The sequence below is a fragment of the Roseomonas chloroacetimidivorans genome (genome assembly GCF_049629625.1).
Classification (GTDB): domain Bacteria; phylum Pseudomonadota; class Alphaproteobacteria; order Acetobacterales; family Acetobacteraceae; genus Roseomonas; species Roseomonas chloroacetimidivorans.
On record NZ_JBNBZS010000038.1, the window covers coordinates 40,266 to 56,272 of the forward strand.

Here is a 16,007-nt window from a genome sequence, read left to right on the forward strand (position 1 = left end):
CAGCCATCACGGGTGAAAGTGCCCGGGCGCCTTTCCCACGGTGATCAACGCCGACCTTCGTACAACGCACAATGTCGCGGAGGGCCATTCTGCACTTCTCGCCAAAGACAGCGAGGTGCAGCCTGGGTGAGAGCGGACCCTGCGGAGAAGCACTGGGGCGCCCGATCCCGGCTTGTCGTCCGCACCACGAAGTTCCGTTTGCACCTTATTTGACAGACGCTGAGCCCCATACAACCAGACGAGGCAGCGCCGATCCGACCGGGCTACCCCCTTATTCCTTTTTGGCGTCCGAAGGCCCTGCGGCACAATGTGGTCGGTCCACGCCCCGAGGAGGAAGTGGTGCAGCTCCTTCCGGCTTTGGGCGATGCAGGCCCGGCATCTCCGATGTTGCTCCGGCACAGCGGACTGAGAACGCGTCATGCGCCCTGCGTTTTCCCAACGCGGGCCACCTTTCGTATCAAGTTGGAGGACGCGGTAGATGTGGGATAGGCCTACCTTGATGCGCGCCACCTGGACGATCATCGACCAGGGGCTTGTCAGCGTCGGGACCTTTCTCGTCAGCGTTCTCCTGGCCAGGCATCTCGCCCCTGCTGAGTACGGTACCTACGCCCTCCTGCTCGGTGGCATGTTCGCGCTGCAACTCATCAACGCCACGGTCCTGTTTCACCCACTTGCGGTGCTTCTCGTGCTCGCCCAGGAAAAGGAGCAGGCTCAGTTGCTGAAGACAGCCGTCGTATTGATCGCCGGCGTCTCCATCGCGCTTGGAGCTGCGCTGGGCTTGGCACTGCTCCTCCTCGGGCGGTCCGACCTGATTCTGCCAGCTCTTTCCTGCTTCCTGCTCTGGCAGGTTCAGGAAGGCATGCGGCGGGGCCTGTTCGCCGAGTTTCGCCACCGCCTTGCGTCTCTCGGCGACGCCGTCAGCTACCTGGGGCAGGTCGTGGTGATCCTCTGGCTCGCAACGGTCGCAGCCCTCGATCTGCCCAATGCCCTCTATGCAATCGCCCTTACGTCGGGATTGGCGGCCCTTCTGCAATGTTGGCAACTTCGTATCCGCCTCAGCACGCCTATCGCTCTACGGCACACCATGAACCAGTTTTGGGCCGTCGGCGGCTTCTGGTCTCTCGGCAACGGGCTTCTGTCGATTGCCCGGTTCCAGATCCTGTCATGGACACTATCGATCTCTGCCGGCCCGGCGGCTGTGGCAAACCTTCAGGCGGCCTTCAACATCGTCAACCTATCCAACCCGCTCATTACCGGTCTCTGCAACATCATCCCGCAAGCCTCGGCTCAGGCAAGCGCAAGCGGCACAATGGCTGCTTGGCGATCAACGAGGCGCTACCTCGTCCTCGCTGCACCAGCGCTACTGACCTTCTCTGCGCTGGTCCTGATCGCCCCTGGGCACCTGCTTCATTTTGTTTACGGGTCAGACTCGACCTACCTCATACTCTCCCCCCAGGTACGGCTACTGATTATCGCGACCGTCGCCGGCTATGCAGCCGACCTGGTCATCTCCTTCCTACACGGTCTCAGGGTCGTCCCTCTGGCCTTCGCCATCAACGCGATCGGCGCACTTACGACAGCAGCCCTGGCCTTCGCACTGACTGGGCCCTTCGGAATAACGGGAAGTTGCGTAGCGCTGATCGGAGCCAATATCGCTCGGCTGATTGTCACGCATGTTGTTCTCACGCGCATTGCCGCGAACGAGGATCGCCAACCGGCATGACTGGGCATGGCTCGCTTCCCCGACTGAATGGGGCCTGGAAGTTCGGACGGGTGCAATGCCTGGGCCTTGGTGCACAGCATCGAAAGCCTGGACCCACCAGAAGACCGGGCAAGCATTTGGCGCAGCTCAGTTCGGCCACATCAGGAAGGGTCAGACCGGCGATGCTTTCCATAGCTGCAGCAACGGCGAAGGCCAGCGCCAGCACGGGGGGCTGTCAACGTCAGACCGTCGCCAGACCGCCACTCCACCAGGAAAAGATCAGCCAGGGCCTCCGACACTACCACCTGCGAACGCCGCTTGGCCGCTGGGCCTTGCCGAGCCTCAGTCCGGGGGCCCGCTCCGCGCTCGTTTCTCCCTTTGCGGGCCAGGAACCACGGACGCGGCATCGCCGGGGACAACGGGATGCGTACGATGCATGACAAAAAGAACTTCATCCAGTGGCTGAGAGCATTGGCCGCCACGGAGGTGGTGATCTGGCATTCAGATCTTGTGACCAAGCACTTCTCGCCCACGAAAATCCAAAACTCATCGTATGATTATCTCGGAGGGTTCGGGGTCGAGCTGTTCTTCATCATCTCAGGCTACGTCATCTGCCTGAGCGCACCCAGATACGAATCAGGCGTGCAGTTCATCTTGGCGCGCCTCGCCCGGCTTGCCCCCTTCTACTGGCTTTTCACCGCATTGGTCTTCCTGGCAAGCTGGATCAACCCGCGATGGACTCTGGGCTCATTGGACCCGTCCGCCGGCGCCATCATCAAATCCCTGCTGTTTCTTCCCCAGAGGGAAATGCCCACCCTTGCCCCGGGATGGTCTCTCGAACATGAAATGATCTTCTATGCGATCGTTGCCGCCTGGCTTCTCGCGTTCCGCCGACTAACGGCGAGAGGCCAGGCCGGCGTCGCAGCGCTCCTGTTCCTGCTCGGGGCTGCCGGCTTCTTCCTTGGCACAGGCTTGGCCGAACGCATCTGGGACTATCATCTTCTCAGCCCGTACATGCTTGCCTTCGGCATCGGCTGGCTATTTTGCATAGCCGATGCGGCTGCGGGCAAGACAAGGCTGGTGCTATACGCGGTTCCGTTTGCTGCCCTGCTGCTTCTGACCATAGCACCCATCGAAGCCGCAGAGCATACACTGCTTCATCGGACCATTTTTGCGGCCGCGCTGTACGTCCTAGCCAGCAGCGTGCGCGATCATCTCGAGACCAATGCGCCGGTTAACCAAGCTGTTGCCCGGATCGGCGATGCTTCCTACACAATCTATCTCTCGCACTGGTTCTGCCTTTCAATCACCGGAAAAGTTTTGGGTGCAGTCGGTCCAGTCAGCGAACTCGACACCTTGTTCCGCTTGGCCGCTTCCGGCGCCTGCATTGCGGTCGGACTTTGGCTTTACGAGCGATTTGAACGGCCGCTGGATCAGACTCTGAAGAACATGATCCGCTTCAAGCGGAGATTGCGACCAGCTCTTGCCACCTCCTCATCATGAGCAGCCCGGCGGCTGGATCTCCGGGCCATTCAGCAAGGCCGACACTTAGCTGCGAGATGTTCACGCAGCACGATCCGTACCGGAACGGCACCTACATGACTGCCGGACTGTTCTTCCTAGCTGTCCTTGACCAGCGCAACACCACGGCTTGCCGCCAGCGCAGCAAGAGCGATCAGCCACAGGATGGGGGCCATCAAAGCGGCACCAGCCCCGTCATTCACACCGTGCATGTTCCGGCAGGTGCACAAGCAGCTCAATGATGCCCTCATAGCCGAATCAAAGACGCCTGATGGAGGAAGCAATGCCCACGGAGTTCGGCCCCGGAACTAAAGAGCTGGGAAGCTGCCTGGTGCTGGCGACAGGCTCGAGGCTGCAATATCGGGCGCTGCGATGTGCCGCAGATTACTTCCACGCGGTCTATGTTCTTGGGACCAGTGAGGCTCGCCCGCTGTCCATGTCTCATGCCTGCAGCGGTTTCTTCGATGCGCAGAGCACCAAGGACCGGTTCCATGAGATCCGGTCCAGCACCCTCAATGAGATCTGCACAGTGAAGCAGATCGGATACATCATCCCGAGCGACGCCATCACCACTCGCTATCTCGCGACAGTCAAGGACCACGTAAACGCGCGCTGCTTTCCTGTTCCCACAGCGGAGGTTTTCGACGTCCTTGATAACAAGTTCCTATTTTCGCAGCTTTGCCAGAAGCTGGCACTTCCGCACCCGATCACCCTTCTGGCCGAAGACGAGGCAGCGATCCTGGAGCTGGCGCGACTGCGCCAGATAGCCTCGCCTTCCGTCGCCAAGCCGCTCAGCATGTATGGAAGCCTTGGCGTCACCAAGCTTGTATGGAACAGACCTGAAGAGCTCGCCGGGCGCATTACGTATGCCCCAATTCTCATTCAAAACTACATAGACGGCGTTGATGTCAGCGCCTTCTTCCTGTGCCACAAAGGAGAGGAAATCGCGTCTGTTCTATACCGCAAGGATGACCAGGAAGTCAGCTTCCTTGACATACCTCACATCTTAGAGGCCTGCCGCAAGGTCAACAGACACTTCAGATATGACGGGGTTCTCGGATTCGACATACGCATCAGTCCAGACGGATCCTTCTACTTCCTCGAGTGCAATCCGAGGTTCTGGTACAACATGCATGTCGCCCAGATTGCCGGCTTGAACTTCGTGGCCCTGGGATTCCAGGGCAGCGTTCCGACAGGACCAGCGCTAGGCATTAAAGATACCTCGGTAACGAATCTCGGGCCGTTGCTGAGAAAATTGCTAACACCCTGGAGGCTGCGGGGAGAGGACAGAAGAATGCTGCGCTACTTCGCCGGCGACATCCTGCCGCATGCCTGGATGCTACGCCAGAGGATGGGTAAGGAAGGACGAATGGCGCGTGGGCAACGCCTTTGATGCCAGCGCTACGCTGAGTGACTGTTTGGGAATCAGGGATGGGCGACGCGGCGGAGCAGGAGGGCGCCCATGCTGACGTGGATCATGGCTTCGGACACGTCGAGGCGGCGCTCGTAGTCGCGGGCGAGGCGGCACCAGCGGATCATCCAGCCGGAGGTGCGCTCCAGCACCCAGCGGCGCGGGAGGAGGTGGAAGCCTTTCTGGTCGAAGCGCCAGACGATCTCGACGACGAAGTCGAGGTAGGCGGCCTTGTCCATCAGCTTGGTCCGGTCGTAGCCCGCATCGGCGAACAGGTGTTTCAGCCACGGCCAGCGCTTGCGGATGGCCGTCAGGATCGCCGGCGCGCCCACGCTTTCCGAGACGTCGGCCGTGGTGAGGTTCACCATCAGCCGCCGCCCGCCCGTGTCCATAGCGACGTGGCGCTTGCGGCCGACGATCCGCTTGCCGCCGTCGTAGCCGCGCATCTCGGCAAAGGGCGCCTTCACCGTCTGGCTGTCCAGCACGCCGCCCGAGGGGCTCGCCTCGCGTTCCGCCGCCTCGCGGTCCAGCATGAGAGCAACATCGTGGATGGTCCTGAACAGGAGCCGCCGGACGAAGCGGCGGAACCACCAGTATACGGTCTGCCATGGCCCGAAATGGATCGGCAGCATGCGCCAGCCGCCCCCCGCCGAGCGCGCCAGATAGCGGATCGCGTTCAGCACCTCGCGCAGGTCCACAGAGGGCTTGCGGCCCCGGCGTGGGGGAGGCGGCATCAACGGCTCGATCCGCTGCCACTCCTCATCCGTCAGGTCAGATGGGTAGCGCTCTGTCTTGCGGGCAACCTCGGCCATCGGGCGGCGCGTCTTTCGGGGCCTTATCCCGAGCTTGAAACACCCCACCCGCGCCCTGCCAAGCTATCCTCAAACGGTCGCTGAGGATGCCCCCCTTATCTGTCCGTGGATCGAACATCCCACTTTCCGGCTGCGAGCTCTTCTGCGCGGCCCCCTGGCGTTTTTGAGCCGCCGTAAAGGTCAGTTCACAATGCAGATTGTCGTGCCATACAGCTGCAGGCCGGCGCCAGTATCGAACTCTCGCCAGTGACTTCTTACATTTCTCTCCTGGCGCACAGTTCTGCTCCGCAGCGCTTATCGTGGCAGCCTTCGCTCGGCCAACCCCGCCTCTGATTGTCACTACGGCGCGTGGCGCCGAGCATGCAGTGCCGGCTAATCTACCACGAGAAGGCGAAGCGAGCTCTCGAGCCAAGATACCTCAGCGCAGGTCAACACCTCGTGAGACTGTCGCTTCCTGCAACCATTACGCAAGTTGCCCATCTCCGCGGACTGCTCCCGTAACTGCTTTCCCTCAGGTCCTTGAAAAAGCTACCAAAATCCAAAAATTTCCCGCCCATTAAGGTTAATCAGCCCTGTTCAGGGACTACTAGAGCGTGTGGTCCACCCCCCTCAGATGCTTAATAGTCGTTCATGCACCGCACTCTTGTTTTAACCAGTGTCGCGGGTCGGTGAATGCTCCACGGAAGTGGGCGGAGAATATTCCCCACTTTGTTGCGGATCGGGGTTTGTGATGGGTTAGCCCTGTCCTGCTCCGGCCGCGCCTTCGCCGATGCTGCCCTCCTGACAGGAGGGGGCACCTCGGTGGTCCGACTTGGGGAGCTGGTCATGATTATGGAACTGCACCGGCAGGGGCTGAGCCCGACTGCCATTGCCCGCCAACTGGGCCTGGATCGCAAGACGGTGCGCAAGTACATCGCGCTTGGCCTGGAGCCGCCGCGCTACGGCCCGCGAAAGCCACGGCCCAAGAGCACCGATCCTTTCCTGCCCTACTTGCGGGAGCGGCTGGCCGCCTATCCCGGCCTGACGGCGGTCAGGCTGGGGCGCGAGTTGCGCGAGCGGGGCCATGAGGGCGGCTATACCGCGGTCAAGCGCGCGGTCCAGGGCCTGCGGCCGGACCCGGTTCAGCCCTTCGAGGTCCGCTTCGAAACCCCACCCGGCGCTCAGGCCCAGGTCGATCTCGCTCGCTTCGAGGTGAGCTTCACCGACGAGCCCGGCAGCCGACACATCGTCTGGCTCTTCTCGATGGTGCTGGGCTACTCGCGGCTGATCTGGGCCCGCTACGTGGTGCATCAGGATCTGGGGACCGTACTGCGTTGCCACGTGGCCGCCTTCGAGGCGCTCGGCGGCGCGCCGGGGGAGATCCTGTATGACCGGATGAAAACCGCCGTGCTCGGCCAGGACAGTGACGGCCTTGTCGCCTACAACCGCGGCCTGCTCGACCTGGCGCGGCACTTCGGTTTCCAGCCTCGGGCCTGCCGCCCTTACCGGCCAAAGACCAAGGGAAAGGTCGAGCGGCCGTTCCACTATGTCCGCGAGGACTTCTTCCTCGCCCGGAGCTTCCGCAACCTCGACGACCTCAACCTGCAACTACGCCACTGGCTCGACACGGTCGCCAACGCGCGGGTGCATGCCACCACCCGCCAGGTCGTCAACGAGAGCTTTTCCACGGAGAAACCCGCGCTGACGCCGTTGCCACTGGTGCCCTACCGGGCGGTCCTGCGGCTCGAGCGGCGCATCTCGCATGAGGGCATGATCAGCGTCGGCGGCAATGCCTACAGCGTGCCCGACACCGTCCGGCGCCGCGTTCTCGAAGTGCACAGCATGATCGACGAGATCAGGATCTTCGAGAACGGCGTCCTGATCGCAAGCCATGCCCCCCTGCAGGGCCGCCACCAGGTTCGCATCGATCCCGCACACCGGCAGGCCCGGGCACGGACCAGCAGCCCACCAGGAGCGCCATCCAGCGTCCCACAGCGCGCCGGTGACGTCGTGGCCCGCCGGTCACTCGACTTCTACGACGCCCTCGGCCGGGTGCTTGCCGCCAAGGGGCACGCCTGATGAGCCCCCGCACCGACCTCTCCCCCGGCGTGCTCGACCGCATCAAGGCCAACATGGTGGGCCTGCGCATGCCGCGCGCCCTGGAGATCGTCGACAGCATCATCCATCAGCTCGAACGCGGTGAGGTCAGCGCGCTGGAGGCGATCGACGCCATCCTGGCTGAGGAGCTGACGCTGCGCGAAACCCGCCGGATCAAGACCTCCCTGGCCATGGCCAGGCTCTCCACCATCAAGACCCTGGCCGGGTTCGACTTCGCCTTTCAGCCATCCCTCGACCGCAACCGCATCCTTGCCCTGGCCGAGCTGAAGTTCATCGAGCACAGCGAGGTCGTCCACTTCATCGGACCGCCCGGGACCGGCAAAAGCCACCTCTCCATCGCTCTTGGGGTCGAGGCCGTGCGGCGGGGACGCAGCGTGCACTTCATCACCCTGGCCGACCTCGTCGGTGCCCTGGCCAAAGCCGAGCGCGAGGGCACCTTGCGCGAGAAGATCCGGTTCTACTGCCGCTTTGCTCTGCTGATCATCGACGAGATCGGCTACCTGCCCGTCGTCCCGGGCGGTGGAAACCTGATCTTTCAGCTCGTCAACGCGCGCTACGAAAAAGGCGCCATGATCCTGACCTCCAACCGCGGCTTTGCAGAATGGGGCGAGGTCTTCGGCGATCCCGTCGTCGCGACAGCCCTACTGGACAGGCTCCTGCACCACGCCGTGGTGGTCCAGATCGAGGGCGCCAGCTACCGCCTCCGTCAGCACGCCGACCTCGTCCCCGAGCACATCCGCTCCAAAGCCCTCATCCACCCACCCGCAACCGCCGCTCCTCCTCGCCGCCGCGGGCGACCGCCAAAATCCGAGGCTCAGGCTCCCGTCTAACGCCGGACCGCACCAGCGAATTGGGGAATATTCAAAGCCCGCTTTCGCGCAACATTCAACGCCCGTTGACAACCAGTTGTATTTGGGCCCGATCAACAAGACTTCCGAAATGAGTACCTCCTATACTATTGTTTCTTCCTAGCAATGTCCGTCTTGTGAGCATCGACGACGAACGAGCCCTCCCTTCACACCAGAGCCTGCCCCCCCGGCTCTCTCTCCTGAGCTCGTCCGTCCGCGGCACGCGACATCCAGCAAGGACCGATCCAACATGCCCCACAAGCGCCCCCTCGACTGGACTACTACGGAGCCGGTCAACATCATCCTAATTGACTCGCAGCGACTATTCCGGGAAGCGCTGCACAGCATTCTCGAGACACCACCGCTCGCCGTGGTAGCTCAGGGATCAAGCCCGGACGAGGCGCTCGCCAACTTACCCGCTGACACATCCCTTCACCTGGCCGTCTGCAGCTTCGCATCGGATGCGGAGGCCGAAAGCCAGCTTGGCAATATCCGGTCACTACGGGAACGGTACCCGAACCTGAAATCAGTCATCCTGACCGACTGTCAGCAAGCGTCCGTGCTCCTCAAGGCCGTGCGTATCGGCGTTGAGGCCTTTCTGTCGCGGAACGTATCCGTCGACGTCCTGTGTCGCACGCTCGAGCTCGTCATGCTTGGCCAGTACCTTCTGCCGACCAGTCTGGCTCAACTGCTGCTTGACCCGCTGCAAGCCATGCCGGCCGACATCTCGCCATCGGCAAGAGAGCTCCTCCCACTTCCACCGGTGTTACCAGATCAGCGGCGCACCACGACGCTAACCCCGCGCGAATGCGAAATTCTGCAATGCATCACCGACGGAAGGTCCAATAAGGAGATCGCGCGCCGGCTCAACCTTACCGAGGCCACGGTGAAAGCGCACGTCAAGGCGCTTCTGCGGAAAACGCAGATGACCAACCGTACCCAGGCGGCGATCTGGGCGGTGTCGCAGACCATGGCTCCAGGTGAGGCAGTCGCCGCAACTGCTCGCCTGCATCCCCAGGCAGCGAGTAAGCTGCCCTTGCAACACGCAGTCATGGCGGCCAGGAAGACAACCGACATGGCCTGAACAGACCAGCCGCCGCCCCCGGGCCGCCACGCGGTCCGGCGCGCGCCTTAGCAGCGCGCGTAGGCGTCCTCTAATCGGACGATATCATCCTCGCCCAGGTATGAGCCGACCTGAACCTCGACCAAGGCGAGAGGAATCCGGCCCGGATTGATCAGGCGGTGCACACAGCCGAGCGGCAGATAGATACTTTCGTTCTCACGAAGCAGCACCTCCTCGCTGTCCCGCACCACCAGCGCCGACCCCTCAACAACCACCCAGTGCTCTGCCCTATGGAAATGCTTCTGCAGGCTAAGCATCTTCCCTGGTTCCACCACGATCCGCTTTACCTGGAAGCGCGACTGCAGAATAAGCGTCTCGTAAAATCCCCAAGGCCGGTAGCAGCGACTATGGCTTAGCGCCTCCTTGCGGCGCGAACGCTGCAGCCTCTGCACGACCTCCTTCACGCGCTGCGCCTGGTCCCGATGGATCGCCAGTACCGCGTCCGGTGTGGCAACTACCACCACATCTTTCAAGCCAACAACGGCTGTCAGCATGCCATCGCTGCGGACGTAGCAATCCTCCGCCCCCAGAAGCAGAGCATCTCCCGAAGAGACATTGCCGTCGGCATCCTTGCGACCATACCTCCAGAGCGCATCCCAGTTTCCGATGTCGCCCCAGCATATGTCCGCCGGCACGACGACGGCGTGCCGTGTCCGCTCCGCCACCGCATAGTCGAGGCTGAGGCTGGGTGCGGCGCCGAATGCCGCGGCGTCCAGGCGAACGAAGTCGAGGTCGCGCTTGCACCGCCGGACCGCCTCGCTCACCCTCTCGACCACCTCCGGTGCATGTTCGTGCAGCTCCCGCAGCAGGGTGCGAGCCGTGAACACGAACATGCCGGAGTTCCAGAGATGCCTGCCCGACGCCACGAACCGGGCCGCGACCTCGGCCGACGGCTTCTCTTCAAAGCGCGAGACAGCATGGGTACCCGGCACCGTGTCGAGCGGATCACCGACCTCTATATAGCCATAGCCGGTCTCCGGCGCCGTAGGTTCGATGCCGAATGTAACGATATGCCCGAGCTGCGCCGCCCGCGCAGCCGTTGGAAGCAGCTTATGCAGCGCCTTCGTGTCGGCGATCATGGCGTCCGCCGCCATGATCCAGATGACCGCATCGGGGTCCTCCTCTGCCAGGAGAAGCGTTGCCGCGGCCACCGCCGGAGCGCTGTCGCGGCCAACCGGCTCGAGGACGATGCGGTGGCCGGCGACGCCCACAGCCGCGAGCTGTTCCGCCACAAGGAAGCGATGCTCCTGATTGCAGACAATAACGGGAGGCGCGAATTCGACACTGCCTCCATCCACGGTACTCGCCCGGAGCGCCGTGTCCTGCAGCATCGTTCTCTCTGACACCAAGGGCCAAAGCTGCTTCGGGAGCCCTTCGCGGGAGACCGGCCAGAGGCGCGTGCCTGAGCCGCCCGAGAGAATGACCGGCACGATGCGCGCGACGGCCGGAACCGCATCAGAGGCCGACGAAACTCCCTCGCCGGGTATCGCGACGGCGATTTCGTCGTCGACCATCACCGAATCATGGTGAGATTGCATATCCATGAGCGTCACCCCTTGCTTCGCTAGGCGTTCGCGTTCTGACTTGAGACTATCGCCTGCCGTGATTCCCGGGTCAGGCGCTCGGCAAAGTATGCAACGGTCCGTTGGAGCCCCTCCTCCAGGGGTACCCGGGGCTGCCACCCGAGCACCTGACGTGCGCGGGTGATATCCGGGCAGCGCTGCGTCGGGTCGTCCTCCGGAAGTGGGTGGCTGACGATCCGGGAACGCGACCCCGTCAGTGCGATGATCCGTTCCGCCAGGCTTCGCATGGAGATCTCGTGCGGGTTGCCCAGGTTGATCGGCCCAGTCACGTCATCATCGGCGCTCATCATCGCAGTCAGCCCGGCGATAAGGTCGTCTACGTAGCAAAAGGCGCGGGTCTGCCGCCCATTCCCGTAGATGGTGAGATCATCACCGCGCAGGGCCTGAAGAATGAAATTTGAGACCACCCGCCCGTCACTGTCGTGAAGCCGAGGGCCATAGGTATTGAAGATCCGGACGACGCGGATCTTCACCTTGTGCTTGCGCGCATAATCAAAGAATAGCGTCTCTGCGCATCTCTTGCCCTCATCGTAGCAGGCACGGGGCCCGAGCGGGTTGACGTTGCCGCGGTATTCCTCCGTCTGTGGATGAACGTCGGGGTCGCCATAGATCTCGCTCGTTGAGGCCTGAAGAATGCGGGCCCCTACCCGCTTGGCCAGGCCAAGCATGTTGATCGCGCCGATGACGCTCACCTTGGTCGTCTGCACCGGGTCATACTGATAGTGCACGGGCGAAGCCGGGCAGGCGAGATTATAGATCTCGTCCACCTCGACATAGAGCGGGAAGGTGATGTCGTGACGTATAGTCTCGAACCGGGGATGCGAAAGCAGATGCGCGATATTCTCGCGCCGGCCGGTGAAGTAGTTGTCGACGCAAAGCACCTCATGCCCGCTCTCGAGCAATCGCTCGCATAAGTGGGACCCGAGGAAGCCGGCTCCGCCGGTGACAAGAACCCGCTTGTGATCTTTCGCCATGGAAATGCCTCGGTGGCTGGAATGGGCCGCGGTTGTCCGCCGATCTGCCTAGGGCTAGCGAGCGCCACGCGCGCTCAGGACGGCGGGAATGGTTTTCAGAAAGATGTAGAGGTCGAGCCAAAGCGACCAGTTCCGGATGTAGAAGCTGTCTATGGCCTCCTGGCGTGCCAGGTCGGCATTGCTACGATCCGAGACCTGCCACAGCCCCGTGATCCCGGGCTTGACGCTCGAGCGAAGCGCCTGGAACTCCGGATTGAAGCGGCTGACGTGATAGACCGGGAAAGGCCGCGGCCCGATCAGGCTCAGGTCACCCCGCACCACATTCCAAAGCTGCGGCAGCTCATCAAGACTGCTGCGGCGCATAAAATCTCCGATCCAGGGCAGCACACGTGGATCTTTCGAAAGCTTCATGTGGCTGTCCCATTCGGCCCGCGCGACGGGATCTCGCGCAAGAAGCTCCGTCAGCAGCACATCGGCATTTCGGTGCATCGTCCGCAGCTTAAGAACGGAGATTGTGCGCCCATGATAGCCGACGCGCTGCTGAACATAGATGGCCGGACCAGGGCTGATCAGCCGGATCACCAGAGCGAGAAAGCCTATCACAGGCGCAGCCGCCACAAGCGCGGGGACAGCGATACAAAGCTCAAGCGCGCGCTTTACCCATCGGTGGGCCCAAGTCTGGGCGCCATTTCCGACATCGAAGCCCGGTGCCAAGCCCAGGCTGCACGACCGCACGCGCAGCGCGGGCAAATTTATGCCCGCTGGCATGGCAATGATGCGCTGAAACGGAAGGTCCGCGACGTCGAAATGGGGGCAGTCAGGCGAGACGGCGATCAGCACGGCAGGACTACCGCCGAGCCTTCGTGACGCCTCGCTCACAGTCCCGAGATACGGCACGGGCATACGCCCCTCAGAATCTCGCGAATCCGCGACAAAGCCGATTGGCAAAAGACCGAGTTCCGGCTGGCGCTGCAACGCCAGGGCTACCCCTGCCGTCGCATCGCCGTGCCCCAGGAGGATGGCCTGCATGCCCCAGGCCGCATAGCGGATCAGTACCGGGCGCAGGAGGAACTCGAACACGAGCCCAAGAACGCCCGCAGACAAACTGCCGATCACGAGAGTCGGAACCGCCGCCGCCTCCGCGCGACCAACAACTGCCAAGCCGGTGATGGCCAGGCAGGGCGCGGCCGCTGCGCCGATCACTCGGAGCCTTAATCTCTCCAGTGAGGCATGACCGGCCGTCTCATAGAGGCCGAGTGCGCAATGAACCGCCGGCACCGCACAGACGAGGGCGACCGCCAGCCAAGGGCCCAGCAGCGCCACGTCCCCACCGCCGATCAGCAGCAGCGCGCCTGTCATGCCGAGCAGCGCTGCCGCAGCATCCAGCAGCGGCAATGCCAGTCGGCGCGCGATGCTACGCCGCCACGTAGGGGGCTGGAGGACGTCCCGCGATGGAGGCCCGGCTTCTGCAAAGGCCCCAGCCGGAGACGAAAGAAGCTCGCTCATCGGACAGACTCCGACGCCCGGGTTGCACGATGCCTAGCGGATCAGATCACCGCACGCGCAAGGTCGGCATCGGCCTCCGCCAAGGCTGGCGGGCCACCTACCTGCGAGGCGATCCAGGCATAGGTCGGCACGAGGCCCTCCCTTACGCTGCGGCTCGGCTCCCAACCCAGAATTTCGCGCAGGCGGCTATTATCGCTGTTGCGGCCACGAACGCCCTGCGGCTTCGAGAGGTCATGGCGCTTGCGGACGGACTTGCCCGCGATATCCGACACGATGTCGACCAGTTCGTCGATGGTGACGAGCTCATCCGTTCCGAGGTTCAGCGGAGCGCTGTAGCCCGACTCCATGATCCGGTAGATACCCTCGACGCAATCATCAACATACATGAACGATCGGGTCTGCTGGCCGTCACCCCAGATCTCGACCTCGCCTCCATCCGCAAGGCCGGCAATCTTTCGGCAAATCGCTGCCGGCGCCTTCTCGCGCCCCCCATCATAGGTTCCAAGGGGGCCATAGACATTGTGGAAGCGAACGACGCGTGTCTGGATACCGTGGTCCTGGCCGTAGTACTCACAAAGCTTCTCGGCAAAAAGCTTTTCCAGACCGTATCCCTCCTCGGGAGCCGCGGGCCATGCGTCGTCCTCGCGCAACGGTACCACCTCAGGGCTGATCTGAAGGTGATGCGGATAGACGCAAGCGGAAGACGAGTAGAGGAAGCGGCTCGCCCCGGAGTGCGTCGCCGCATCCAGCATGCCAATGTTCATCAGCGTGTTGTTCCGCGCGATGACGGCATGATTTCCGGTGATGTAGCCAATTCCTCCCATGTCCGCAGCGAGGTGGTAAACGTCGTCGATCCCCTGCGTGGCAGCGAGGCAGTTCGTCGGATCACGAAGGTCCCCGATGAGGAACTCGTGCGCCATCGAGTTGGAGTACTCCGGCCGCTTGATGTCCGCGCCACGAACCCAGAAGCCTTTGCTGACGAGATACGTCACCAGATGATGGCCAATAAAGCCGCCAGCACCCGTCACCAGAACACGTCGTGCAGCCATGGTGAGGACTCTCCTGTGCCAAATGTCATACCCAGCGACAGCTATAGGGCCACGACCGCGGAGAGCCGCATGATCAAAGGGGGTATCTCCTACTGAGCTATCGTGCCTCCCTCATCCGGCGCAATGAAGCGGGACCGCGTCGCGAGTTGGACGAACGCGCGCATTGCAAAGGCCGGGTTGTTCCTCAGATATCGGCCAGAAAGTCGGCGAGGCTCCTGCGCCATGCGGAAGGCCCATTCTAGTCCGTTGCGCTGCATCCACCGCGGCGCCTGGGGCAGATCGCCGGCGAGGAAGTCGAATGCAGCGCCGACGCCAACAAGGACCGGTGCGTTCAGGCGGCCGATATGGCGTGCCATCCAGCGCTCCTGCTTCGGCGTTCCGAGGCCCACCCAGACGATATCGGGCTCGGCCTCGTTGATCCGGCGCACCTCCTCCTCGTCCTCCTCCTCGGAAAGTGCTCGGAAGGGCGGCGATAGACTGCCGACAAGCTGCAGCCCCGCATAAGTATCGGAGAGCGCCGCATTGAGCTTCGCCAGGGTGCTAGGCCGACTGCCGTAGAGATAATTCCGATACCCCTTCTTGGCAGCGATCGCGCACATGGCCCTCATAAGGTCGGGGCCATAGACCCGCTCCACCTCTGGCGCGCCGAGCGCATGCGACATCCAGACGAGCGGTACGCCGTCCGGTGTCACCATGCCTGCAGCATTGTGAATCCGCATCAGTTCTGGGTCACGCTGGCTCTCCATGACCCCATGCACACCGGTGACGCACACGTAGTGGCGCTCCCGGGTTTGAATCCAGTGCTCCATCATTGACGTTGCCGCGCCCACAGTTAGCGCGCTGACCTGAACACCGAGAATATTCACCCGGCGGGTGGCCCGTCGCGTGATCATGTCCGCCCTCCTCAGATTCCAGCAGCACCGGTCCGGCCGGGACAGTGCTCCGGCATATATGGCACGGGCGCGAGAGATCAGGAGCAATGCGAGCAGGCTAGTTCCTTGGGGCTACCCCCTATTCCCCCTTCATGACGGGCAGATCTACGCCGCATGATCAGGCGCCATGCTGCTGCGCTCAGGGCTGCCGAGCAAACTCGGAGATGCCGCCGCGGCATACCGCAAGGAGGTAGTGTCTTGGTTCACTGTTCACCGGCCGGCGCGCCCGTCGTGACGCCCGCGCATTCCCCGCGACATTAGGGCACCCTCGATGCGCATCCTTATCACGGGCGGAAACGGCTATGTCGGCCGTCACCTCGTTAGGACTCGACGCGAAATAAGTAAATCGGATGTGATTGCTATTCGCCGCATCAGAGCAGGTCGGGGCTGACGGTGCACGGTCGCAGTGGGGTAAGCCGCTGGGGTGATCGAGGTCGACGACATCCGCG

The 16,007-nt window shown here is 62.7% G+C and carries 13 protein-coding genes; 7 read left to right on the forward strand and 6 right to left on the reverse strand.

The annotated features are described in order from the left end of the window. The first annotated feature begins 496 nt into the window (after positions 1-496). From ACO1BU_RS23335 to ACO1BU_RS23350, 4 genes are all read left to right on the forward strand, one after another. Positions 497-1,723, forward strand: a complete 1,227-nt coding sequence (locus ACO1BU_RS23335) for a lipopolysaccharide biosynthesis protein (protein ID WP_424138366.1) — start codon at positions 497-499, stop codon at positions 1,721-1,723. A gap of 411 nt (positions 1,724-2,134) precedes the next feature. Next, positions 2,135-3,205, forward strand: coding sequence for an acyltransferase family protein (locus ACO1BU_RS23340; RefSeq protein WP_424138367.1), 1,071 nt, complete (start codon positions 2,135-2,137; stop codon positions 3,203-3,205). 56 nt (positions 3,206-3,261) lie between these two features. Further along, the gene (locus tag ACO1BU_RS23345; protein WP_424138368.1) at positions 3,262-3,465 is read left to right on the forward strand and encodes a hypothetical protein; all 204 of its coding nucleotides are present in this window, start codon (positions 3,262-3,264) and stop codon (positions 3,463-3,465) included. 41 nt (positions 3,466-3,506) lie between these two features. Then, positions 3,507-4,616, forward strand: coding sequence for an ATP-grasp domain-containing protein (locus ACO1BU_RS23350; protein WP_424138369.1), 1,110 nt, complete (start codon positions 3,507-3,509; stop codon positions 4,614-4,616). A gap of 32 nt (positions 4,617-4,648) precedes the next feature. Here the strand turns inward: ACO1BU_RS23350 and ACO1BU_RS23355 are convergent, their stop codons facing one another. Then, on the reverse strand, positions 4,649-5,446 hold the full coding sequence (locus tag ACO1BU_RS23355) for an IS5 family transposase (RefSeq protein ID WP_424138370.1): 798 nt from the start codon (positions 5,444-5,446) through the stop codon (positions 4,649-4,651). A gap of 801 nt (positions 5,447-6,247) precedes the next feature. Here ACO1BU_RS23355 and istA point away from each other — a divergent pair. The 3 genes from istA to ACO1BU_RS23370 all read left to right on the forward strand — a co-directional run bounded on the left by istA (position 6,248) and on the right by ACO1BU_RS23370 (position 9,475). Beyond that, positions 6,248-7,504, forward strand: coding sequence for an IS21 family transposase (gene istA, locus ACO1BU_RS23360; RefSeq protein WP_424138371.1), 1,257 nt, complete (start codon positions 6,248-6,250; stop codon positions 7,502-7,504). Further along, entirely contained in the window at positions 7,504-8,373 is an 870-nt protein-coding gene (istB, locus tag ACO1BU_RS23365) for an IS21-like element helper ATPase IstB (RefSeq protein WP_424138372.1), read from the forward strand. The genes istA and istB overlap by 1 nt, the downstream gene beginning before the upstream one ends. Positions 8,374-8,641: 268 nt before the next feature. After that, positions 8,642-9,475 carry a LuxR C-terminal-related transcriptional regulator gene (locus tag ACO1BU_RS23370; RefSeq protein ID WP_424138373.1) on the forward strand — a complete coding sequence of 278 codons (834 nt, stop codon included), beginning with the start codon at positions 8,642-8,644 and terminating at the stop codon, positions 9,473-9,475. Between the two features lie 47 nt (positions 9,476-9,522). Here the strand turns inward: ACO1BU_RS23370 and ACO1BU_RS23375 are convergent, their stop codons facing one another. From ACO1BU_RS23375 to ACO1BU_RS23395, 5 genes are all read right to left on the reverse strand, one after another. Then, the gene (locus tag ACO1BU_RS23375; RefSeq protein ID WP_424138374.1) at positions 9,523-11,028 is read right to left on the reverse strand and encodes a mannose-1-phosphate guanylyltransferase/mannose-6-phosphate isomerase; all 1,506 of its coding nucleotides are present in this window, start codon (positions 11,026-11,028) and stop codon (positions 9,523-9,525) included. Between the two features lie 50 nt (positions 11,029-11,078). After that, a complete protein-coding gene (locus tag ACO1BU_RS23380) occupies positions 11,079-12,071 on the reverse strand; it encodes a UDP-glucuronic acid decarboxylase family protein (RefSeq protein WP_424138375.1) in 993 nt (330 codons plus the stop codon). A gap of 54 nt (positions 12,072-12,125) precedes the next feature. Further along, positions 12,126-13,577, reverse strand: coding sequence for an exopolysaccharide biosynthesis polyprenyl glycosylphosphotransferase (locus ACO1BU_RS23385; protein ID WP_424138376.1), 1,452 nt, complete (start codon positions 13,575-13,577; stop codon positions 12,126-12,128). 41 nt (positions 13,578-13,618) lie between these two features. After that, on the reverse strand, positions 13,619-14,605 hold the full coding sequence (locus tag ACO1BU_RS23390) for an NAD-dependent epimerase/dehydratase family protein (RefSeq protein WP_424138377.1): 987 nt from the start codon (positions 14,603-14,605) through the stop codon (positions 13,619-13,621). A gap of 110 nt (positions 14,606-14,715) precedes the next feature. Next, positions 14,716-15,519 (reverse strand): WecB/TagA/CpsF family glycosyltransferase, encoded by an 804-nt coding sequence (locus tag ACO1BU_RS23395; protein ID WP_424138378.1) that lies wholly within the window; start codon positions 15,517-15,519, stop codon positions 14,716-14,718. Positions 15,520-16,007: the final 488 nt, after the last annotated feature.